The organism is Streptomyces parvus, from assembly GCF_014648875.1.
GTDB classification, from domain to species: Bacteria; Actinomycetota; Actinomycetes; order Streptomycetales; family Streptomycetaceae; genus Streptomyces; species Streptomyces parvus.
Window position 1 is genome coordinate 88,080 of sequence record NZ_BMRY01000014.1, and the last position, 22,494, is coordinate 110,573.

21 protein-coding genes are annotated in these 22,494 nt (G+C 70.1%); 12 read left to right on the top strand and 9 right to left on the bottom strand.

Translation table 11 applies throughout. The features are described from left to right. Positions 1–2: 2 nt before the first annotated feature. The 4 genes from IE140_RS31855 to IE140_RS31870 form a co-directional block, all read right to left on the bottom strand. Positions 3–1,160 carry a hypothetical protein gene (locus IE140_RS31855; RefSeq protein WP_032782269.1) on the bottom strand — a complete coding sequence of 386 codons (1,158 nt, stop codon included), beginning with the start codon at positions 1,158–1,160 and terminating at the stop codon, positions 3–5. Next, entirely contained in the window at positions 1,142–1,879 is a 738-nt protein-coding gene (locus tag IE140_RS31860; RefSeq protein ID WP_093809829.1) for an ABC transporter ATP-binding protein, read from the bottom strand. The genes IE140_RS31855 and IE140_RS31860 overlap by 19 nt, the downstream gene beginning before the upstream one ends. Positions 1,880–2,093: 214 nt before the next feature. Continuing rightward, on the bottom strand, positions 2,094–3,473 hold the full coding sequence (locus IE140_RS31865) for an aspartate aminotransferase family protein (protein WP_030715690.1): 1,380 nt from the start codon (positions 3,471–3,473) through the stop codon (positions 2,094–2,096). Continuing rightward, the gene (locus IE140_RS31870) at positions 3,458–3,949 is read right to left on the bottom strand and encodes an Lrp/AsnC family transcriptional regulator (RefSeq protein WP_030587953.1); all 492 of its coding nucleotides are present in this window, start codon (positions 3,947–3,949) and stop codon (positions 3,458–3,460) included. Before IE140_RS31870 ends, IE140_RS31865 begins: the two co-directional genes overlap by 16 nt. Positions 3,950–4,126: 177 nt before the next feature. On the opposite strand from IE140_RS31870, the gene IE140_RS31875 reads away from it, so the two are divergent. The 3 genes from IE140_RS31875 to IE140_RS31885 all read left to right on the top strand — a co-directional run bounded on the left by IE140_RS31875 (position 4,127) and on the right by IE140_RS31885 (position 7,497). Then, a complete protein-coding gene (locus IE140_RS31875) occupies positions 4,127–5,566 on the top strand; it encodes a gamma-aminobutyraldehyde dehydrogenase (protein ID WP_030810218.1) in 1,440 nt (479 codons plus the stop codon). Between the two features lie 167 nt (positions 5,567–5,733). Continuing rightward, positions 5,734–6,897: a polyamine ABC transporter substrate-binding protein gene (locus IE140_RS31880; RefSeq protein WP_150194323.1), complete on the top strand. Its 1,164-nt coding sequence runs from the start codon at positions 5,734–5,736 to the stop codon at positions 6,895–6,897. Between the two features lie 54 nt (positions 6,898–6,951). Then, positions 6,952–7,497, top strand: a complete 546-nt coding sequence (locus tag IE140_RS31885) for a hypothetical protein (protein WP_189460923.1) — start codon at positions 6,952–6,954, stop codon at positions 7,495–7,497. 25 nt (positions 7,498–7,522) lie between these two features. Here the strand turns inward: IE140_RS31885 and IE140_RS31890 are convergent, their stop codons facing one another. From IE140_RS31890 to IE140_RS31900, 3 genes are all read right to left on the bottom strand, one after another. Beyond that, on the bottom strand, positions 7,523–8,320 hold the full coding sequence (locus tag IE140_RS31890) for an SAM-dependent methyltransferase (RefSeq protein WP_150194321.1): 798 nt from the start codon (positions 8,318–8,320) through the stop codon (positions 7,523–7,525). Positions 8,321–8,432: 112 nt separating this feature from the next. Further along, positions 8,433–9,146: a glycerophosphodiester phosphodiesterase gene (locus IE140_RS31895; RefSeq protein WP_093442678.1), complete on the bottom strand. Its 714-nt coding sequence runs from the start codon at positions 9,144–9,146 to the stop codon at positions 8,433–8,435. 22 nt (positions 9,147–9,168) lie between these two features. Next, positions 9,169–10,203 (bottom strand): adenosine deaminase, encoded by a 1,035-nt coding sequence (locus tag IE140_RS31900; RefSeq protein ID WP_150194319.1) that lies wholly within the window; start codon positions 10,201–10,203, stop codon positions 9,169–9,171. A 120-nt stretch (positions 10,204–10,323) separates the two neighbouring features. Between IE140_RS31900 and IE140_RS31905 the strand changes: the two genes are divergently transcribed. Next, the gene (locus IE140_RS31905; protein WP_150194317.1) at positions 10,324–11,040 is read left to right on the top strand and encodes a DUF4190 domain-containing protein; all 717 of its coding nucleotides are present in this window, start codon (positions 10,324–10,326) and stop codon (positions 11,038–11,040) included. 91 nt (positions 11,041–11,131) lie between these two features. Here IE140_RS31905 and ybiA read toward each other — a convergent pair whose 3' ends face one another. Then, positions 11,132–11,689: a riboflavin biosynthesis intermediates N-glycosidase gene (gene ybiA, locus IE140_RS31910; RefSeq protein WP_088572774.1), complete on the bottom strand. Its 558-nt coding sequence runs from the start codon at positions 11,687–11,689 to the stop codon at positions 11,132–11,134. A gap of 206 nt (positions 11,690–11,895) precedes the next feature. Here ybiA and IE140_RS31915 point away from each other — a divergent pair, with 206 nt between their 5' ends. From IE140_RS31915 to IE140_RS31950, 8 genes are all read left to right on the top strand, one after another. Next, entirely contained in the window at positions 11,896–13,410 is a 1,515-nt protein-coding gene (locus IE140_RS31915; protein ID WP_150194315.1) for a gamma-aminobutyraldehyde dehydrogenase, read from the top strand. A 74-nt stretch (positions 13,411–13,484) separates the two neighbouring features. Continuing rightward, the gene (locus IE140_RS31920) at positions 13,485–14,732 is read left to right on the top strand and encodes an ABC transporter substrate-binding protein (protein ID WP_093442667.1); all 1,248 of its coding nucleotides are present in this window, start codon (positions 13,485–13,487) and stop codon (positions 14,730–14,732) included. 72 nt (positions 14,733–14,804) lie between these two features. Further along, positions 14,805–15,959 (top strand): ABC transporter ATP-binding protein, encoded by a 1,155-nt coding sequence (locus tag IE140_RS31925; protein ID WP_150194313.1) that lies wholly within the window; start codon positions 14,805–14,807, stop codon positions 15,957–15,959. Beyond that, positions 15,956–16,891: an ABC transporter permease gene (locus tag IE140_RS31930; RefSeq protein WP_150194310.1), complete on the top strand. Its 936-nt coding sequence runs from the start codon at positions 15,956–15,958 to the stop codon at positions 16,889–16,891. Before IE140_RS31925 ends, IE140_RS31930 begins: the two co-directional genes overlap by 4 nt. Continuing rightward, positions 16,891–17,694, top strand: coding sequence for an ABC transporter permease (locus IE140_RS31935; protein ID WP_100564937.1), 804 nt, complete (start codon positions 16,891–16,893; stop codon positions 17,692–17,694). Before IE140_RS31930 ends, IE140_RS31935 begins: the two co-directional genes overlap by 1 nt. A gap of 23 nt (positions 17,695–17,717) precedes the next feature. Further along, complete coding sequence (locus tag IE140_RS31940; protein ID WP_150194309.1) at positions 17,718–19,133, top strand: NAD(P)/FAD-dependent oxidoreductase; 1,416 nt, start codon at positions 17,718–17,720, stop codon at positions 19,131–19,133. Between the two features lie 137 nt (positions 19,134–19,270). Further along, positions 19,271–19,750, top strand: a complete 480-nt coding sequence (locus IE140_RS31945; RefSeq protein ID WP_098898116.1) for a hypothetical protein — start codon at positions 19,271–19,273, stop codon at positions 19,748–19,750. Between the two features lie 90 nt (positions 19,751–19,840). After that, positions 19,841–21,664 (top strand): chitinase, encoded by a 1,824-nt coding sequence (locus tag IE140_RS31950; RefSeq protein ID WP_150194307.1) that lies wholly within the window; start codon positions 19,841–19,843, stop codon positions 21,662–21,664. Here IE140_RS31950 and IE140_RS31955 read toward each other — a convergent pair. After that, positions 21,615–22,475 carry a phosphatase PAP2 family protein gene (locus IE140_RS31955; RefSeq protein WP_150194305.1) on the bottom strand — a complete coding sequence of 287 codons (861 nt, stop codon included), beginning with the start codon at positions 22,473–22,475 and terminating at the stop codon, positions 21,615–21,617. The genes IE140_RS31950 and IE140_RS31955 overlap by 50 nt on opposite strands. Between the last annotated feature and the right edge of the window lie 19 nt (positions 22,476–22,494).

The following is a 22,494-nucleotide window of genomic DNA, read 5'->3' on the forward strand; positions in this document are numbered from 1 at the left end:
GGCTACGCCAGCGGAAGCGCCGCGAGCTGGGCGATCACCCAGGTCAGCGGGGCGAACAGGGCCAGCAGCGCACCCGCCCGCAGCAGCGTCGCCCGGCGCAGCGTGGCCGCCGGAGCGCCCATCCTGAGCAGCGCCTCGGCCGTATGGGCCCGGGCGTGCTTGGCCTCCAGCGCCGAGGTCAGCAGCGTCGCCGTCGTACAGCCGAGGACCAGCACCGCCCCGAGCGCGGTGAGCGGACCGTACGGGCGGTCGTCGCCCCCGTACAGCGCCGAAGCGGCGACCGCGGCGGACACCACCGCGCAGACGATCCCGAGCGGGCGGCCGATCCGCCGCGCCTCGTCCATCAGGACCCGGCCCGCCAGCAGCCGTACGGCCCCGGGGCGCACCGCCTGAAGCGCACGGCCGCACAGATAGGTGAGGCTCGGCCCGGCCATCGCCAGGCCGACCGCGGTCAGCGTCCACCCGACCAGCACCGCCACCGGGGTGGAGTCGTACCGTCCGGGCAGCGGGAACGCGTTCCCCGCCGCACCCCGTGAGGCGATCGCCTCGACCGCGAGTCCGGCCGCCGTCAGCGCCACGCCCCAGGGGAGCCCGGCCGGGGCCGGCGCGGGTTCCGGCAGCTCCTCGGAGCCGAAGGTGTCCCGTGCCGGGTCGGGCCGCGACCGAAGGGCCAGCGCGCTCGCCGTCGACGCGGCCACCGGCACGAGCGCCAGCAGCATCAGGGCGGCGGCCAGCGGCAGCGGAGTGCCCGCGCCGAGGAACTCCGCCGCGCCCCCGTCGAACGGCATCCCGGTCAGATCGCCGCGCAGATGCAGGAAGAAGAGCAGCGCCACGACGGAGCCGAGCGTGGTCGACACGGCCGTGGAGACCGCGGCCAGCGCCGAGAGCCGGACCGGGCCGAGGCCCAGCGAGGAGAGGCCCGGCCGGGGCCGGGTGCTCGGGTCGGTCCGGGCCACCGCCACGGCGAACTGCACGGTGGCGGCCAGCGGCACGAAGCACCACAGCAGCCTCAGCACCGAACCTGCGGACGCGGGGTGCCCGGCGGCGTACCCGAGGGCGCACAGAAGGAGGAATCCGACACCGGCCGACGCGGCGGCCACCAGCAGCCGCCGGACCAGGACGAGGGGATGGGAACCGCGGGCTAGACGGAGAGCGAGCACGCCGCGCGGCCCTCCGCTTCCGGTTTCGAGGGCAGGGTGACGGTGGCGACGCAGCGGCCGTCGAGCATGGGCACGGTCCGGTCGGCGAGCGCCGCGACCTCCGCGTCATGGGTGGCCAGCACGACGGTGATGCCGTGCGAGCGGGCCGCCGTGGTGAAGGTGCGCAGCACCTGGGCGCGGTCCGCGCGGTGCAGGGTCGCGGTGGGCTCGTCCGCGAAGATCACGGTCGGTGCGCCGCACAGGGCGCGGGCCACGGAGATCCGCTGGCGCTGTGCCTGGAGCAGGGCGTGCGGCCGCTTCTTGGCGAACGCGGCGACGTCCAGGCGCTCCAGCCACTCGGTGGCGGCCTTCCTGGCGGCCCGGTGCGAGACGCCGCGCAGCAGCAGGGGCAGCGCGGTGTTCTCCCAGACGGTCAGCTCCGGGACCAGCTCGGGATCGGCGGAGATCCAGCCGAAACGCTCCCGGCGCAGCTGTTCGCGGACCCGGGGGGCCATGGTGTGGACGGGGACGCTGTTGAACCAGACCTCGCCCTCCTGGGGCACGAGCCTGCCCGAGAGGCAGTGCAGCAGCGTCGTCTTGCCGCTGCCGCGCGGGCCGGTCACGGCGAGGATCTCCGCGTCCCGGACGCCGATGGAGACACCGCCGAGACCGGGCGATCCGTTGTGGGAGTGGTGCAGTGAGCGCGCCCAGATCACGTCGTTGTCCGGCGGGGCCACCATGGCGTACACCTCGGTTCAGGTCAGATTTCCCGTCCCCCGTACGGGGGAACGAAGACGCGGCCGATCGGTCACTGGGCACCGTAGATAGTCGGACCGGTCCGGGAGCACGGCACGCGGCCCGGATACCCCCTTGTCACTCGAAGGGGTGTATCCGGGCCGCGTGGACCGATGAAATGACCGCTGGGCGGCTGTCGGCCGGGGGACCTGGCGGAGGTCAGAGCTTCGTCCAGGCCTCCGTGAGGACGGCCCGCAGGATGCCCTCGATCTCGTCGAACGTGGACTGGTCGGAGATCAGCGGAGGGGCGAGCTGGATGACCGGGTCGCCTCGGTCGTCGGCCCGGCAGTAGAGGCCGTTCTCGAACAGCGCCTTGGAGAGGAAGCCGTACAGGACGCGCTCGGTCTCCTCGTCGGTGAACGTCTCCTTGGTCGCCTTGTCCTTCACCAGCTCGATGCCGTAGAAGTACCCGTTGCCGCGGACGTCGCCGACGATCGGCAGGTCGTGCAGCTTCTGGAGCGTGGTCAGGAAGGCGTTCTCGTTGTCGAGGACGTGCTGGTTGAGGTTCTCGCGCTCGAAGATGTCGAGGTTGGCGAGGCCCACGGCCGCGGAGACCGGGTGGCCGCCGAAGGTGTAGCCGTGCAGGAAGGTGTTGCCGCCCTGGTAGAACGGCTCCGCGATCCGGTCCGAGACGATGCAGGCGCCGATCGGGGAGTAGCCCGAGGTCATGCCCTTCGCGCAGGTGATCATGTCCGGTACGTAACCGAACTTGTCGCAGGCGAAGATCGTGCCGAGCCGGCCGAAGGCGCAGATGACCTCGTCGGAGACGAGCAGCACGTCGTACTTGTCGCAGATCTCGCGGACCCGCTGGAAGTAGCCGGGCGGCGGCGGGAAGCAGCCGCCCGCGTTCTGCACGGGCTCCAGGAAGACGGCCGCGACGGTCTCGGGGCCCTCGAAGAGGATCTCCTGCTCGATCTGGTCGGCGGCCCAGCGGCCGAAGGCCTCGGGGTCGTCGCCGAAGAGCGGGGCGCGGTAGATGTTGGTGTTCGGCACCTTGTGCGCGCCGGGGACCAGCGGCTCGAAGGGGGCCTTCAGGGCCGGGAGGCCGGTGATGGACAGCGCGCCCTGCGGGGTGCCGTGGTAGGCGACCGCACGCGAGATGACCTTGTACTTGGTCGGCTGGCCCTTGAGCTTGAAGTACTGCTTGGCCAGCTTCCAGGCGGTCTCGACGGCCTCGCCGCCACCCGTGGTGAAGAAGACCTTGTTGAGGTCGCCCGGGGCGTAGTCGGCGAGCCGCTCGGCCAGCTCGACGGCCTTCGGGTGGGCGTAGGACCACACCGGGAAGAAGGCGAGCTCCTGGCCCTGCTTGTACGCCGTCTCGGCGAGCTCGTGACGACCGTGACCGGCGTTGACCACGAACAGGCCGGAGAGGCCGTCCAGGTAGCGCTTGCCCTTGTCGTCGAAGATGTACGTTCCCTCGCCACGCACGATGGTGGGAACGGGCGCGTTCTCGTAGTCCGACATGCGGGTGAAGTGCATCCACAGGTGGTCGTACGCGGTTCGGCTGAGGTCCTTGCTCACGGCTATCGGGTTCCCCACATATAGGTCTGCTTCTTGAGCTTCAGGTAAACGAAACTCTCGGTGGAGCGCACGCCGGGAAGGGTCCGGATGCGTTTGTTGATCGTCTCCAGCAGGTGGTCGTCGTCCTCGCAGACGACCTCCACCATCAGGTCGAAGGAGCCCGCGGTCATGACCACGTACTCGCACTCGGCCATGGCCGACAGGGCTTCGGCCACCGGATCGAGGTCGCCCTCGACGTTGATGCCGACCATCGCCTGGCGCCGGAATCCCACGGTGAGCGGGTCCGTGACGGCCACGATCTGCATCACGCCCTGGTCCAGCAGCTTCTGGACGCGTTGGCGCACGGCCGCTTCGGAAAGGCCCACGGCCTTGCCGATCGCGGCGTACGGACGCCGTCCGTCCTCCTGGAGCTGCTCGATGATTGCGAGGGAGACGGCATCGACCGCCGATGGTGATCCGTTCCCTGTCCTGGAGTCTGCGCTGCGACTGGCCACGCACCCACCATGCACCGCTCCTCGTCTGTCTCGCAACCCCAGAGCGATGAAATTCGTTGAGTGAGTGCTCGGAACCGACTGAATCCGAAGTTGGGGGCGGTTGGGTATGTCGAAAGCGTCGCCCAAGCGATTAGGGTGGATGTCTCACCCATCGGACAGCCGACAGGAGGGGTGGTTGTGACCACCGAGGTGCGCCGTCTGCGCAACTACATCAACGGAGAGTTCCGGGACGCCGCGGACGGGCGGACCATCGATGTGGTCAGCCCGGTGACGGAAGAGGTCTACGCAACCTCGCCGCTCTCGGGCCAGGCCGACGTCGATGCCGCCATGGAGGCCGCAGCGGCGGCCTTCCCCGCCTGGCGTGACACCACGCCCGCCGAGCGCCAGAAGGCCCTGCTCAAGATCGCGGACGCCTTCGAGGAGCGGGCCGAGGACCTCATCGCCGCAGAGTCGGAGAACACCGGCAAGCCGCTGGGCCTCACCCGCAGTGAAGAGATCCCGCCGATGGTGGACCAGATCCGCTTCTTCGCGGGGGCCGCCCGGCTGCTGGAGGGCCGCTCGGCCGGCGAGTACATGGAGGGCCTGACCTCCATCATCCGCCGCGAGCCGGTCGGCGTCTGCGCCCAGGTCGCGCCGTGGAACTACCCGATGATGATGGCCGTGTGGAAGTTCGCCCCGGCGCTCGCCGCGGGCAACACGGTCGTCATCAAGCCGTCCGACACCACCCCGGCGTCGACGGTCCTCATGGCCGAGATCATCGGGCAGATCCTGCCCAAGGGCGTCTTCAACGTCCTGTGCGGCGACCGGGACACCGGCCGTGCCATGGTCGAGCACCCGACCCCGGCGATGGCCTCCATCACCGGTTCGGTACGGGCCGGCATGCAGGTCGCGGAGTCCGCCGCCAAGGACGTCAAGCGCGTCCACCTGGAGCTCGGCGGCAAGGCGCCCGTCGTGGTCTTCGAGGACGCCGACATCGCCAAGACGGTCTCGGGCGTCTCCGAGGCGGGCTTCTTCAACGCGGGCCAGGACTGTACGGCCGCCACCCGCGTCCTGGTCCACGAGTCGATCCACGACGAGTTCGTCACCGCGCTCGCCAAGGCCGCCGCCGACACGAAGACCGGGCAGCCGGACGACGAGGACGTGGCGTACGGCCCGCTCAACAACGCCAACCAGCTGAAGCAGGTCAGCGGCTTCATCGAGCGGCTCCCCGCCCACGCCAAGGTCGAGGCGGGCGGCCACCGGGTCGGCGACAAGGGCTACTTCTACGCCCCGACCGTCGTCTCCGGCCTGAAGCAGGACGACGAGATCATCCAGAACGAGGTCTTCGGCCCCGTCATCACCGTCCAGTCCTTCACCGACGAGGACCAGGCCGTCACGTACGCCAACGGCGTCGAGTACGCGCTCGCCTCCTCGGTCTGGACGCAGAACCACGCCCGCGCCATGCGCATGTCCAAGAACCTCGACTTCGGCTGCGTGTGGATCAACACCCACATCCCGCTGGTCGCCGAGATGCCGCACGGCGGGTTCAAGAAGTCCGGCTACGGCAAGGACCTTTCCGCGTACGGCTTCGAGGACTACACCCGCATCAAGCACGTGATGACGTCCATCGAGGACTGATCCGCGCATCACCGTCGCGGTCCTGCGGCCCCGGGCTCCGGCCCGGGGCCGCAGGCGTGTCTGGACAAGGTGTGCGGGGCGGACCCGCCCGGCTGGACGCTTGGTCCATTGTCCGCGCGAGCGCCGACCGGCATTCTGCGCGGGTGCGAGCGATCAGGAAGAACCCCATGTCCCGCCGTTCCCTGCTGCGCGCCCTCGGGGCGGGAGCGGCCGGTGCCACCCTGGCCGGCTGCGGGGTGCCCGCGGCCTTCGTCGAGCCGGGGGACCGGGCCGGACACGACAGTTCGGCCACCGACCACACCCTGCACTTCGCCAACTGGCCGCTCTACATCGACACCGACGACGAGGACGAGTCGAAGCGCCCCACCCTGGACGCCTTCTCGCAGCGCACCGGGATCTCCGTCACGTACACCGAGGAGATCAACGACAACGACGAGTTCTTCGGGAAGATCAGCCCCGCGCTGATGAACCACCAGCAGACCGGCCGGGACCTGATCGTCATCAGCGACTGGATGGCCGCCCGCTTCGTCCGGCTCGGCTGGGTCCAGGAGATGGACCGGGCGAAACAGCCCAACGTCGCCAAGTACCTCGACCCCCAACTGCGCACCCCCGCCTTCGACGAGGGGCGCCGCCACAGCGTCCCCTGGCAGTCCGGCATCACCGGCATCGCGTACAACCGCAAGAAGCTCGGCCGCGAGATCCGGTCCACGGGCGACCTGTGGGCCGACGACCTGCGCGGCCGGGTCACCCTGCTCTCCGGGCTCGACGAGTCGTTCGCGCTGCTGATGCAGGGCAACGGCGTCGACATCACCCGCTGGACGGCCGACGACTTCCACACGATGTGCGAACAGGTCGAGAAGCGGGTCCGCTCGAAGCACATCCGCCGCTTCACCGGCAACGACTACATCAAGGACCTCGCCACCGGCGACGTACTCGCCTGCCAGGCCTACTCCGGCGACGTCATCCAGCTCCAGGCCGACAACCCCGACATCGAGTTCGTCGTCCCCGAGGAGGGCGCCGAACTCTGGGCCGAGTCCCTGATGATCCCCAACCTCGCCCGCCACAAGCGCAACGCGGAGAAGCTGGTGGACCACTACTACGAACCCGAGGTCGCCGCCGAACTCGCCGCCTGGGTCAACTACGTCTGCCCCGTGCCTGCCGCCCGTGATGTCCTCGCCTCCTCCGGGGACGAGGAGACGGCCGCGCTCGCCGAGGACCCCCTGATCTTCCCCGACGACGCGATGCGCGAACGGCTCGCCATCGCCCGCGACATCACCTCCGAGGAACGGATGGACTTCGCCAAGAAGTGGAACGGCATCGTCGGCTTGTGAAGCGGTAACAGGGGTGCCGTAAAGGGGCGGTAAACACGGGCGTACGCTGCGGATATGAGCGAAAGACAGGCCCTCACACGGGGGATACGCAGGTGGCTGGTCTTCTTCATCGTCTGTCTGGTGCTGAGCGGTCTCACGGCCTTCCCGCTCGTCACCGAACTCCGCTGGACGGAGGACCTGCTGAGCGCCTCCGCCTCCCCGGTCCCCGAGCACTTCCCCGGTCTGATGGAGTGGATCACCCGGGTCCGCGAAGGGCTCGACACCATCGACCGCGAGCAGCCCTTCATGCTGTACGGCACCGATTGGCTGGCCTTTGCCCACCTGGTCATCGCGGTTGCCTTCTACGGCCCCTACCGCGACCCGGTCCGCAACATCTGGGTCATCGAGTTCGGCATGATCGCCTGCGCCGGGATCATCCCGCTCGCCCTGATCTGCGGCCCGATCCGCGGCATTCCGTTCTGGTGGAGCGTGATCGACATGTCGTTCGGGGTCTTCGGCGTCATCCCGCTGCTGATCGTCCGCCGCATGATCAAGCGGCTGGAGGTGCTGGAGCGGGCGGCGGGCGCCGCGAACCCGGCGCCGGTCGCGGCGGGCGCCTGAGCCCCTCCCGGTGACCGCCTGAGCCTCAGGGCTTCCGGGCCACCACACCGAACTGTGCGACCTCCGGCTCCCGCGGGTTCGTCCGCCAGCGGGAGCAGGAGACGATCCCCGGCTCCAGGATCTCCAGTCCGTCCAGGAACGAGGCGAACTCCTCGCGGCTGCGGGCGGTGATCGGCGGGGTGGCGTTCTCGTTCCAGAAGCGCATCGCCGCCTCGTTGCCCTCGCCGCCCAGCTCCAGCGTCGGGTGGGTCAGCACCAGGTGGCTGCCCGAGGGAACCGCCGCCATCAGCGTCCGCACGATGGAGCGGGCCTCGTCCGTGTCCAGCACGAAGTTCAGGATGCCGAGCATCATCACCGCGACCGGCCGGCCCAGGTCCAGGGTGGGCTGGGCGGCCCGCAGGATCTGCTCGGGGCGGTGCGCGTCCGCGTCGATGTACTCGGTCGCGCCCTCCAGCGAACTGGTCAGCAGGGCGCGGGCGTGGGCCAGCACGATCGGGTCGTTGTCGACATAGACGATGCGGGAGTGCGGCGCGGTGTGCTGGGCGATCTCATGGGTGTTGTTCCCGGTCGGCAGCCCGGTGCCGATGTCGAGGAACTGGTCGACGCCCGCGTCGCCCGCCAGATGGCGCACCGCCCGGCCCAGGAACGCCCGGTCCGCGCGGGCCACTTCACCGATGCTCGGATACATCCCGGTGACCCGGTCGCCCACCGCCCGGTCCACCGGGTAGTTGTCCTTGCCGCCCAGCCAGTAGTTCCACACCCGCGCGTTGTGCGCGATGTCGGAACGTATCCGGGCGGTGGTCGTCTGCGGGCGGGGGTCCATGACGGCTGGCTCCTCGGTGACGGAGGGGCCCGCGTGCGGCGTGGGCTGAGTGCGGCGGCGGGCGGTGCGGGCTCCTGTGGTGTTCTACGGGCTCTCCATCATGCCGGACCGATCAAGAACCGCCGCGCCCGGGCGAGTTGACGATAAGTCGGTGGAGGGTGTCGATCCGGTTGGTGGTGATCGAGTCGACGCCGCGCTCGATCAGCTTGCGCATGGTGCGCTTCGTGTCGGCCGTCCACGCGGAGACGAGCAGCCCGTCCCGGTGCGCCCGGTCCGTCAGCTCCCGGCTGATCAGGCCGAAGCGGTAGTTCAGCCAGCGCGGCTTCACCGCGGCCAGCAGCTCCGGGCGCGGCGGGGCCAGCGTGGTCCAGGTCAGGGCGATCTCGGCGGACGGGTCCGCGGCGCGCACCCGCAGCATCGCCTCCGAGTTCGCGCAGTAGTACGCCCGCTCGCCCGCCCCGCACTCGCGGACCGTCCCCACGATCTTCTTCACCGAGGCGTCCGTGGAGCCGGGCAGATCGACCATCACCCGGTGCGCCCCGGCGGCGAGCAGCGCCTCGCGGAGCGTGGGCACCCCGCCGCCGGTCAGCTCCTTCAGCTCCGCGTGGTCGATCCGGTCCACGCGCCGGTCATGGCCCCACAGCCGCTCAAGCGTCGCGTCGTGCAGCAGGACCGGCACCCCGTCGCGGGTCACCCGTACGTCGATCTCGACCGCGTCCGCCCCCCGTTCGAGGGCGGAGCGGATCGAGGGCAGGGTGTTCTCGCGGGCGAGGTACGGATCGCCGCGGTGTGCCACGGCGGTGACGCGGGAGACGGTGTTGGCCATGAGGCCATTGTGACGACCGGGTTCAGCGGCCGGGGGTCCGGAGCCAGTTCGCCGTGTACGTGTCGATCCCCTCGGCCAGCTTCCGCTTGCCCGCCGGGTCCAGGAACGAGGCCTCCACGGCGTTCTTCGCGAGGTCCGCGATACCGCGCTCGTCCAGCTCCAGCAGCCGCGCGGCCACCGCGTACTCGTTGTTGAGGTCGGTGCCGAACATCGGCGGGTCGTCGCTGTTGACCGTCACCAGCACCCCCGCCTGCACCATCTCGCGGATCGGGTGGAGCTCGATGTCGGTGACCGCGCGGGTGGCGATGTTCGACGTCGGGCAGACCTCCAGGGCGATCCGGTGCTCGGCCAGGTGCTCCAGCAGCTTCGGGTCCTGTACGGAGCTGGTGCCGTGGCCGATGCGCTCGGCGCGCAGCGCGGTCAGCGCGTCCCAGACGGTCTGCGGCCCGGTGGTCTCCCCGGCATGCGGCACCGAGTGCAGGCCCTCGGCGATGGCCCGGTCGAAGTAGGGCTTGAACTGCGGGCGCTCCACCCCGATCTCCGGCCCGCCGAGGCCGAAGGAGACGAGCCCGTCGGGCCGCCGTTCCACCGCGAGCCGGGCGGTCTCCTCGGCCGCCTGGAGCCCGGCCTCGCCCGGGATGTCGAAGCACCAGCGCAGGACCACGCCCAGCTCGGCCTCGGCGGCCTTGCGCGCGTCCTCGATGGCCTCCATGAACCCGACCTCGGGGATACCCCGGCGGGTCGAGCTGTACGGGGTCACGGTCAGCTCGGCGTACCGGATGTTCTGCCGGGCCATGTCCCGCGCCACCTCGAAGGTGAGCAGCCGGACGTCCTCCGGGGTGCGGACCAGGTCCACCACGGAGAGGTAGACCTCGATGAAGTGCGCGAAGTCGGTGAAGGTGAAGTAGTCGGCCAGCGCCTCCGGGTCCGTGGGGACCTCGGAGTCCGGGTGGCGGGCGGCCAGCTCTGCGACGATCCGGGGCGAGGCCGACCCGACGTGGTGGACATGGAGCTCGGCCTTGGGCAGCCCGGCGATGAAGGGGTGCGGATCGGTCATCGGAATTCTCCCGGTTCGGCGTGACATCGGCCGGGCGTACCGGCCGCACCGATCATCGCAGGCGGGGTCCGGGCCCGTCAGGCCTGGCCGTAGCATGACGGGACCACGATGGGGAGGCCCATGTCAGACAACACAGAGCAGCCCGGGGGCGGGGCCGCGCCGCGCGATCCGTGGGCACCGCCGGACAGCACCAGGGTGGATCTGGGCAAGCAGGGCGGGCAGACGGAGCCGCCCGCAGCGCACCCGCGGCCCGCGGTCCACGACCAGCCGACCGTGACGTCGATGCCGAGCGCCGGTCCGGGGGACGGCACAGGACCGATACCCCAGGCCGGCGGCTTCGGGCCGGGGCCCTCGGACGTACCGCCGCCGCCGATCGGCCCGAACGGCCCCGGCCACGCGGCCCCGCCGCCCGCCGTGCACTACGGCTACCCGGCCCCGCCCGCGCAGCCGTACGGCGGATACCCCGGCTACGGCGCCTACGGCGTCGGTCCGGCCGCCTGGGGCCCGGCGCCCAACAACGGTCTGGGCACGGCCGCCATGGTGATCGGCATCATCTCCGTGGTCGGCTTCTGCCTCTACGGCCTCAACATCATCCTCGGCATCCTCGCGCTGATCTTCGGCATCATCGGCCTCGGCCGTGCCAAGCGCGGCGAGGCCACCAACCGGGGCATGGCGCTCGCCGGGGTCATCCTCGGTTCCGTCGGCATCGTCGTCGGCGCCGCGATCCTCGGCCTGATCATCTGGGCCGCCACGACGGCCGACGACCGGGACAGCGACTACAACGACCCCTACGACGACCCGTTCGCCACGTCGCTGGTCGTCGAGGACCGCCGCTAAGGGGTCTCGCGCCGAACGCCACGACGACCGGCCGGGCAGGGAGCGATCCCGGCCCGGCCGGTCGCCGTAGCGGAGTCCGTACGAAGACGGCTCAGAGCGTCGCGCCCACCCGCAGCCTCTCCCGGGCCTCCATCAACGCGAAGCCCAGCAGATTCAGCCCCCGCCACTCCTGCGGCCGCTCCGCCCGCTCGTCGTCCGCCGCGAGCCCGATGCCCCAGATCCGGTCCAGCGGGGACGCCTCCACCAGCACCCGGTCCCCGGTGCCCAGCAGATAGCCGGCCAGCTCCGGGTCCTGCCCGAACTTGTGCACGCTGCCCGCCACCACCAGGGCGAACCGCTCCCGTATCCACACGTCCTCGTCGAAGCCGCGCACCAGCCGCCCCGCCTTCTTCGCCGCGGCCGGGCTCTTCGCCGTCACCGCCGCCGCCTCGGCCTCCGGATCGCCGAAGAGCCGTGCCTTGCCCGCCATCATCCAGTGCTCGGCGCTCGCATACGTCACCCCGTCGACCGTGAACGGCGACGGCCACCACTGGCTCAGACAGCTCGCACCGATCCGTCCGTCGGGGCGCGGACGGTGCCCCCAGAACGGCAGATACTTCACCCGCTTGCCCCGCGCCACGTCCGCCAGAAGCTCATCGATCGGTCCCATGCATGTGAGTGTGGCATCCGCCACTGACACTCCGTACGGGGATTTCCGCACCGACACGACACATGGTCGACAGATTCCGTCGCGTAACCAAAAGGCAACAACGGAATCACTTGTTGGGCGTGAACCCCTCTGTCAGGATCGGCACTCAATTCACGAAGAAGCTACGCCGACCCCGCCCAGCGGGTACGACGGCGGAGGAGAGCGTCATGAGCAACGGCTTCCAGGTTCAGGACCGCTTCGCCGAAGGTGCGCAGTACATCGGCGGCAAGCTGCTCCCCGGCACGTCCGGCCGCCACCACGACATCGTGAACCCCGCTACCGGCGAGAGCGTGCTCCGCTACGAGCTGGCGGGCACCGAGGACGTGGACGCGGCCGTCGCCGCCGCCCGCGCCGCCTTCCCCGGCTGGTCGGCCGCCACCCCCGGCGAACGCTCCGACGCCCTGCACCGCTTCGCGGCCGTCCTCGCCGAGCAGGCCGACGACTTCGCGTACGCCGAATCCCTCCAGTGCGGCAAGCCGGTCAAGCTCTCCACCGAGTTCGACGTCCCCGGCACCGTCGACAACGCCGCCTTCTTCGCCGGCGCGGCCCGCCATCTGGAGGGCAAGGCCGCCGCCGAGTACGACGGCGACCACACCTCCTACGTACGCCGTGAGGCGATCGGCGTCGTCGGCTCCATCGCCCCCTGGAACTACCCGCTCCAGATGGCCGCCTGGAAGATCCTCCCGGCCGTCGCGGCGGGCAACACCATCGTCCTCAAGCCCGCCGAACTCACCCCGCTCACCTCGCTGATGTTCGCCCAGGCCGCCACCGAGGCCGGCATCCCCGACGGCGTCATCAACATCGTCACCGGCGCGGGCAAGGACGCCGGCGAGCACCTCGTCGGCCACCCCGACGTCGTGATGACCTCCTTCACCGGCTCCACGGCCGTCGGCAAGCGGGTCGCCGAGATCGCCACCGCCACCGTCAAACGCCTCCACCTGGAACTCGGCGGCAAGGCCCCCTTCGTGGTCTTCGACGACGCCGACCTGGAGGCCGCCGTCCACGGCGCGGTCGCCGGATCCCTCATCAACACCGGCCAGGACTGCACCGCCGCCACCCGTGCCTACGTCCAGCGCCCCCTCTACGACGCCTTCGTCCGCGACGTCGCCGCCCTCATGGAGACCGTCCGCCTCGGCGACCCGTTCGAGGCCTCGACCGACCTCGGCCCCCTCATCAGCCACGCCCAGCGCGACCGCGTCGCCGCCTTCGTCGAGCGGGCCCGCGGCTACGCCCGCGTCGTCACCGGCGGCGAGGCCCCGGGCGGCGACCTCGCCGCCGGCGCGTACTACCGGCCGACCCTCATCGCGGACGCCGCCCAGGACAGCGAGGTCGTCCAGTCGGAGATCTTCGGCCCGGTCCTGGTCGTCCTCCCCTTCGACACCGACGACGAGGGCATCGCGCTCGCCAACGACACCCCGTACGGACTGGCCGCCTCCGCCTGGACCCGCGACCTGTACCGCGCGAACCGCGCCACCCGCGAGATCCAGGCGGGCTGTGTGTGGGTGAACGACCACATCCCGATCCTCTCCGAGATGCCGCACGGCGGATACAAGGCCAGCGGCTTCGGCAAGGACATGTCGGCGTACTCCTTCGAGGAGTACACGCAGGTCAAGCACGTCATGTACGACAACACCGCGGTCGCCCGCAAGGACTGGCACCGCACGATCTTCGGGGACCGATAGCAGCTGCCGCACGAGCGGGGCCCGTCCACGGCGACGGGCCCCGGCGGCCTCCCACCCGAAAGGGCAAACAGCGTATGGAGAGTTACGAGCCCGAGCGCCTCACGCCGGTCCAACTGGCGGCCATGAGGCGATCCCTGACCAGCGGCCGCGGCGCCCTCACCCGCCGCTCGCTGCTGCGCGCCTCCGGCATGGGCGCGCTCGCCGTCGGCGGAATGGCCACCCTCGGCGCGTGCGGCATCCCGCCCGCCAAGCGCGCCGACGCCGGCCTGGCGTCCGACGACCACTCGGCGAAGGAGAAGGTGCTGAACTTCTCCAACTGGACCGAGTACATGGACGTCAGCGAGGACGAGAAGAGCCGCCCCACCCTGGAGGCGTTCACCGAGCGCACCGGGATCAGGGTCAAGTACACCGAGGACATCAACGACAACGTCGAGTTCTTCGGGAAGATCAAGCCGCAGCTCGCCGCCGGCCAGGACACCGGGCGCGACCTCATATGCGTCACCGACTGGCTCGCCGCCCGCATCATCCGGCTCGGCTGGGCGCAGAAGCTCGACGCCTCGAACCTCCCGCACGCCTTCGCCAATGTCTCCGCCCAGTTCCGCACCCCCGACTGGGACCCGGGCCGCGCCTACTCCTACCCCTGGACCGGCATCCCCACCGTCATCGCGTACAACGTGAAGGCGACGGGCGGCCGCAAGGTCGACTCCGTCACCCAGCTCCTCGACGACCCGAAGCTCAAGGGCCGCGTCTCCTTCCTCTCCGAGATGCGCGACTCCATCGGGATGACCCTGCTCGACCAGGGCAAGGACCCGGGGAAGTTCACCGACGCCGACTTCGACGGCGCGATCGGCCGGCTCCAGAAGGCCGTCGACAAGAAGCAGATCCGCCGCTTCACCGGCAACGACTACACCGCCGACCTCAGCAAGGGCGACATCGCCGCCTGCGTCGCCTGGGCCGGTGACATCATCCAGCTCCAGGCCGACAACCCGGACATCAGGTTCGCGATCCCGGCCGCCGGCTACATCACCTCCAGCGACAACCTCCTGGTCCCCGCGCAGGCCCGGCACAAGACCAACGCCGAGAAGCTCATCGACTACTACTACGAGCCGCCGGTCGCCGCCCAGCTCGCCGCGTACATCAACTACGTCTGCCCGGTCGACGGCGTACGCGAGGAACTGGCGAAGATCGACGAGTCGATGGCCTCCAACACGCTGATCCTCCCCGACAAGGAGATGGCGGCGAAGTCCCGCTCCTTCCGCTCCCTGAGCACGGAGGAAGAGACGGCGTACGAGGAGAAGTTCGCCAAGCTCATCGGCGCCTGACCCGGCACCCGCCGGCACCCCACCGGCCCTGCCCTCTCCGAACTCCCCCCGAACACACTGGGACTGCGACCCATGACACAGCAGCAGACCGCGGGCGGCGATGTCCGCCTCGCCGGGATCAGCAAGACCTACGGCTCCTTCACCGCCGTGCACCCGCTCGACCTGACCGTGCCCCAGGGCTCCTTCTTCGCCCTGCTCGGCGCGTCCGGCTGCGGCAAGACCACCACTCTGCGGATGATCGCGGGCCTGGAGGAGGCCACCACCGGCACGGTCTTCCTCGGCGACCGGGACATCACCGACCTGCCCCCGTACAAGCGGCCCGTCAACACCGTCTTCCAGAGCTACGCGCTCTTTCCGCACCTGGACATCACCGAGAACGTGGCCTTCGGGCTGCGCCGGCGCGGCATCAAGTCGGTGAAGAAGCAGGTCGACGAGATGCTGGAGCTGGTCCAGCTCGGCGACTTCGCCCGCCGCAAACCGCATCAGCTCTCCGGCGGCCAGCAGCAGCGCGTCGCCGTCGCCCGCGCGCTCATCAACCACCCGCAGGTCCTGCTGCTCGACGAACCGCTCGGCGCCCTCGACCTCAAGCTCCGCCGCCAGATGCAGCTGGAGCTGAAGCGGATCCAGACCGAGGTCGGCATCACGTTCGTGCACGTCACGCACGACCAGGAGGAGGCCATGACCATGGCCGACACCGTCGCGGTGATGAACGGCGGCCGCGTCGAGCAGCTCGGCGCCCCCGCCGACCTCTACGAGAACCCGCGTACCACCTTCGTCGCCAACTTCCTCGGCACCTCCAACCTCATCGGGGGCGAGATCGTCTCCTCCGGTGGCGACCTGGTGGTGGCCGCCGGCGGCGGAAAGCTCACGCTGCCCCGCGAGCGATGTTCGGCCTCCTCCACCAGCAGCGGCGGCCGTCTCCTCCTCGGCATCCGGCCGGAGAAGATATCCCTCGCCCACGCCGACGACGCCGACTCCATCGCCGCGGGCCGCAACCGGGTCACCGGCCGCATCACCGACTCCAGCTTCATCGGCGTCTCCACCCAGTACGTCGTCGAGAGCCCGGCCGGAACCGCCCTCCAGGTGTACGAGCAGAACATCGAACGTGACACCCGCCTGGTCCCCGGAGCCGAGGTCGTCCTGCACTGGAACCCCGCCCACACCTTCGGCCTCGACGCCGCCCAGGACATCGGCGCGGGCGCCACCAGCGTGGAGGACGCGGAATGAGCGTCACGGAGGCGCCGCCCGCGCCGACCCCTGAGGAGCCCCGGGAGCTCACGCTCCGCAAGCCCTCCACCCGCAAACGGCTGATCCCGTACTGGCTGCTGCTCCCCGGCATCCTCTGGCTGGTCGTCTTCTTCGTCCTGCCGCTCGTCTACCAGGCCTCCACCTCCGTACAGACCGGCTCGCTGGAGCAGGGCTTCGAGGTGACCTGGCACTTCCAGACGTACGTGGACGCGCTGCGTGAGTACTACCCGCAGTTCATCCGGTCCCTGTTCTACGCGGGCACCGCCACGATCCTCTGCCTGCTGCTGGGCTACCCGCTCGCCTACCTCATCGCGTTCAAGGCGGGCCGCTGGCGCAACCTCGTCCTGGTGCTGGTCATCGCCCCGTTCTTCACCAGCTTCCTCATCCGTACGCTGGCGTGGAAGACGATCCTCGCCGACGGCGGCGCGGTCGTGGACGTGCTCAACACCCTGCACGTCCTGGACGTCACCAGCTGGCTCGGCTGGACCGAGTCCAACCGGGTCCTGGCCACCCCGATGGCCGTCGTCTGCGGTCTGACGTACAACTTCCTGCCGTTCATGATCCTGCCGCTCTACACCTCGCTGGAGCGGATCGACGGCCGGCTGCACGAGGCGGCGGGCGACCTCTACGCCACCCCCGCCACCACCTTCCGCAAGGTGACGTTCCCGCTCTCCATGCCCGGCGTGGTCTCCGGCACCCTGCTGACCTTCATCCCGGCCAGCGGCGACTACGTCAACGCCGAGCTGCTCGGCTCCACCGACACCAAGATGGTCGGCAGCGTCATCCAGAGCCAGTTCCTGCGGGTCCTGGACTATCCGACGGCCGCCGCGCTCTCGTTCATCCTCATGGCGATCGTCCTGATGGTGGTCACCTTCTACATCCGCCGCTCCGGGACGGAGGACCTGGTCTGATGCCCGTACTGCGCTGGATACGCCGGAACCTGGTCGTCATCGCGGGTCTGCTGACCCTCGCGTACATGATCCTTCCGAACATCGTCGTGATGGTGTTCTCCTTCAACAAGCCCAAGGGGCGCTTCAACTACGAGTGGCAGCGGTTCTCGCTGGACGCCTGGAAGGACCCCTGCGGCGTCGCCGACCTGTGCGGCTCGCTCTCCCTCTCGCTCCAGATCGCCTTCTGGGCGACGCTGGGGGCCACCGCGCTCGGCACGGCGGTCGCCTTCGCGCTGGTCCGCTACCGCTTCCGGGCACGCGGCGCGATCAGCTCGCTGATCTTCCTGCCGATGGCGATGCCCGAGGTCGTCATGGCCGCGTCCCTGCTCACCCTCTTCCTGAACATGGGCGCCGAGCTCGGCTTCTGGACCGTGCTGATCGCGCACATCATGTTCTGCCTCAGCTTCGTGGTGACCGCCGTCAAGGCGCGCGTCATGTCGATGGACCCGAGACTGGAGGAAGCCGCCCGCGACCTGTACGCGGGCCCCGTGCAGACCTTCGTACGGGTGACCCTTCCCATCGCTGCCCCCGGTATCGCGGCGGGAGCGCTGCTCGCCTTCGCGCTCTCGTTCGACGATTTCATCATCACGAATTTCAACGCGGGCTCCACCGTCACGTTCCCCATGTTCGTCTGGGGATCGGCCCAGCGCGGCACGCCCGTGCAGATCAATGTCATCGGCACCGCCATGTTCGTGATTGCGGTACTGATGGTTCTTGTCGGCCAGCTCATCGCGAACCGCCGCAAGAGCAACGCTCGAAACTGAAATTCCTGAAGGAGTTGGAAACCATGGCCCCAGCTGCCATGCGTACTGCTGCACAATCCCTCTCCGGCGCCAAGCCGGTCTCCTACTGGCTCGACGACCCGGCCAGGCCCGACGCACTCCCCGCCCTCACCGGCGACGAGCACACCGACCTCCTGGTCGTCGGCGGCGGCTACAGCGGACTGTGGACCGCGCTCATCGCCAAGGAGCGCGATCCGGAGCGGGACGTCGTCCTCATCGAGGGGCACGAGGTGGGCTGGGCCGCCTCGGGCCGCAACGGCGGCTTCTGCGCCGCCTCCCTCACCCACGGGCTGGCCAACGGCGTGGAGCGCTGGCCCGGTGAGATCGCGAAGCTGGAGGAGCTGGGGGAGCGGAACCTCGACGCCATCGAGGCCGCCGTCGCCCGCTACGGCATCGACTGCGAGTTCGAGCGGACCGGCGAGATCGACGTCGCCACCGAACCCCATCAGCTCGAAGAGCTGCGGGAATGGCACGAGGAGATCACCGAGCTCGGTATCACCGGCGTCGACTTCCTGGACCGGGACGCCCTGCGCGCCGAGGTCGACTCGCCCACCTTCCTCGGCGGCCTCTGGGACCGGCGCGGCGTCGCGATGCTGCACCCGGCGAAGCTCGCCTGGGGCCTCAAGCGGGCCTGTCAGGAACTGGGCGTACGGATCTACGAGCACACGCGCGGCCTCGACCTCGTCCGCTCGGGGGAGGGGATGGCGGTCCGCACCCCGTACGGCCGTGTCCTCGCCCGCCGGGTCGCGCTCGGGACCAACATCTTCCCCTCGCTCGTCAAGCGGGTCCGGCCCTACACCGTGCCGGTCTACGACTACGCGCTGATGACCGAACCGCTCACCCCCGAGCAGCTCGCATCCATCGGCTGGAAGGGCCGCCAGGGACTCGGTGACAGCGCCAACCAGTTCCACTACTTCCGGCTTTCCGCGGACAACCGGATCCTCTGGGGCGGGTACGACGCGATCTATCCGTACGGGGGCCGGCTCAGCGCCGATCTCGACCAGCGTCCGGAGACCTTCCTGAAATTGGCGGAGCAGTTCTTCACCTGCTTCCCGCAGCTTTCCGGGCTGAATTTCTCGCATGCCTGGGGCGGTGCGATCGACACCTGTTCGCGCTTCACGGCATTCTTCGGAACGGCCCATCAGGGGCGGGTCGCCTACGCCGCCGGATTCACCGGTCTCGGCGTCGGATCCACCCGTTTCGGGGCCGACGTGATGCTCGATCTGCTCTCCGGCGAGGAGACCGAACGGACCCGTCTGGAGATGGTCCGCTCCAAGCCGATGCCCTTCCCGCCGGAGCCGTTCGCCTGGGCCGGGATCGAGATCACCAAGCGGTCCCTGGCCCGCGCCGACAGCAACGGCGGCCACCGCAATCTGTGGCTGAAAGCCATGGACAAGCTGGGGCTCGGCTTCGACAGCTGACACCCCGTCCAACGGTGTGACCCACTTCACTACCAACTGGTAGCCCGAACCCGCGTCATAGTCGGGGCCGAACGCTCTCTCGCACGTGTACGCACCGGCGGAACCCCGCCGGTGATCACGTCCACGGGAGGCTGGTCATGACGGGACCGGAAACGAAAGCCGCGATCGAGTGGCTCACATCGGTGGCACCGGACCCCGGCGCCTGCCGGTGGGAATGGGAGCGCAACCCGCAGGGGGTCGCCCTCCTTCCCGCCGGCAGGCGCTGGGACGTGCTGATCCTCCCCGGTGAGCTGGGCTATCCGACGCTCGACGTCCTCACCCGCCTCGTCGACCGCCCGGGCCCCGTCCTCGCCGACTTCGGGGAGTCCCGCATGGGCTTCTTCGTCCCGCCGGGCACCGTCTCCCGCTGGATCGGCACGGGGGTCAGGGGCTGCGGCCAGGGCACCTGGATCGTCGTGCCGTATCCGGGGCGCGCCACCGGAGGCGTGCGCTGGCTCATCCCGCCGGACGGCTCGGGAACCCTCACCGACGCCGCGCTCCTCGAACTCGCCATGCACGAGGCGGCGGGTGCCGCCGCCCGGGACGCCCGTGACGATCGCCGCCGCCCCGAGGGCTGAGCACCGTTGCCAGAGGTCTTGACAACCTGATTGGTCTGGACCATGTTGTGCGCACGTCACTCGCCGACTTACCCCTGCGCGGAGGCTGTTGTGGAACGCACCGGACCAACCGTCAGATTCTCCGGACTTCTGGCCGCAGCAACGGCCGCCGTGCTCGCCGCCGGTGCCCTGGTCGCCACGGCGCCGACGGCCGGCGCGGCGGACGTGGACCTGGCCCGCAACGGCGGCTTCGAGTCGGGGCTCGACGGGTGGAGCTGTACGGCCGCCAGTGGGTCGGCCGTCTCCACCCCGGTGCACGGCGGGACCAAGGCGCTGAAGGCCACCCCGGCGGGCAGCGACAACGCCAAGTGCTCCCAGAACGTCGCCGTGAAGCCCAACTCCCGCTACACACTGAGCGCCTGGGTGCAGGGCAGCTACGTCTACCTCGGCGCGACCGGCACCGGCACCACCGACGTCTCCACCTGGACCCAGTCCTCCGGAGCCTGGAAGCAGCTCAGCACCACGTTCACCACCGGCCCGAACACCACTTCGGTGAGCGTCTACACCCACGGCTGGTACGGCACCCCCGCCCACTACGTCGACGACCTCACCCTCGTCGGCCCCGGCGGCGATCCCGTGGTGATCCCCGCCGTCCCCGCGGGCCTGAAGACCACCGCGGTCACCTCGTCCTCCGTCGCGCTCTCCTGGAACGCCGTGTCCGGCGCGAGCGGCTACAACGTCTACCGCGGCGGTGCGAAGGTGGCCACGGCCACCGGTCCGTCCGCCACCGTGACGGGCCTGACGCCCTCGACCGCGTACAGCTTCCAGGTCGCCGCCACCAACGCGGCCGGCGAGTCCGCGAAGTCGGCCGCCGTCACCGCGACCACCACGGAGGGCGGCGGAGGCGGTGGCACCGAGCTCCCCGCCCGGGCGCTCGTCGGCTATCTGCACTCCAGCTTCGCCAACGGCTCCGGCTACACGCGGATGGCGGACGTGCCCGACTCCTGGGACGTCATCAACCTCGCCTTCGGCGAGCCCACCTCCGTCACCTCCGGCGACATCCGCTTCTCGCTCTGCCCGGTCGCCGAGTGCCCGAACGTCGAGTCCGAGGCGGAGTTCAAGGCCGCGATCAAGGCCAAGCAGGCCGCGGGCAAGAAGGTGCTGATCTCGATCGGCGGCCAGAACGGACAGGTGCAGCTCGGCTCCACCGCCGCCCGGGACGCCTTCGTCACCTCGGTCTCGAAGATCATCGACACCTACGGTCTCGACGGCCTCGACATCGACTTCGAAGGCCACTCGCTCTCCCTGAACACGGGAGACACCGACTTCCGCAACCCGACCTCACCCGTGATCGTGAACCTGATCTCCGCGGTGAAGTCCCTCAAGGCGAAGTACGGCTCCGACTTCGTCCTCACGATGGCGCCGGAGACCTTCTTCGTCCAGCTCGGCTACCAGTTCTACGGCTCGGGCCCCTGGGGCGGCCAGGACCCGCGCGCCGGAGCCTATCTGCCGGTCATCCACGCGCTGCGCGACGACCTGACCCTGCTGCACGTCCAGGACTACAACTCGGGCCCGATCATGGGCCTCGACAACCAGTACCACACCATGGGCGGCGCGGACTTCCACATCGCGATGACCGACATGCTGCTCGCGGGCTTCCCGGTGGCGGGCGACACCACCAAGGTCTTCCCCGGCCTCCGCCCCGACCAGGTCGCCATCGGCCTCCCGGCCTCCACCCAGGCGGGCAACGGCCACACCACGCCCGCCGAGGTCAACAAGGCGCTCAACTGCCTCATCAAGAAGACCGACTGCGGCTCGTACCAGACCCACGGAACCTGGTCCGATCTGCGCGGCCTGATGACCTGGTCCATCAACTGGGACCGCTTCAACAACTGGGAGTTCTCGAAGAACTTCGACGCCTACTTCGGCAACTGACCCACCACAGGGGCGCCAGCACCAGCGGCCCCAGGCACCAACTGGCCAACACGTCCAGCGGCCAGTGGTAGCCGTGCAGCACCAGACCGATGCCCGTCGCCGTGGTCAGCAGGATCGCGGCGACGGGCATCATCCACGCCCGGGGCCAGGAAGCCCCCCGCAGCCACGCCGGACGCTCCAGCGCCAGCAGCACCAGGGCGGTCGCCCCGTACGCCACGGCGGCCGTCGCCGTATGACCGGACGGGTAGTAGTTGACGGCCTCCGTCAGCGGCCCCTGCCGGGCGGTGGCCACCTTCAGCGGGATCACCAGGGCGGGCACCGCCGCCATGGTGAGGGCCGCGTACACCGCGAGCCGCAGGGCACGGCGCCAGAGGGCGTACGCGATCGCGGCGGTCAGCACCGGCAGCGCCACCGCCATCCCCCCGAGATCGGAGAGAACCTGGGTCAGCGGGGCCGGGCCGGTCCCGAAGAGCTTCCCGCCCACCCGCTCGTCCAGCCGGAACAGTGGACCTTCGACGGCGACCTGCCAGGTGATCACCGCGAAGAGAACCGCGAGCAGCCCAAGAGCACCGCGGACATATCCGGAAACGAGGGGGGCCGGCCACCCGGGAACAGGGGGGGTTGTTCCGGGATGGCCGGCGGGATCGGTTCGCCGCGCGCCCCGGGGGGTATGGGGCGGGCGGCCGTCCGATCGGTGAGGAGTCCCGGAGCCATCGGCTCCGGCATGCGCGAACGCACGCCCCGGACGGTGCTGGGGAAGCCCCGACCCGGAGTCGGCCGCGGTTTCCCGGGGCCGAGGTGTTTCTCTCATCTGCAGAAACCGTACGGCA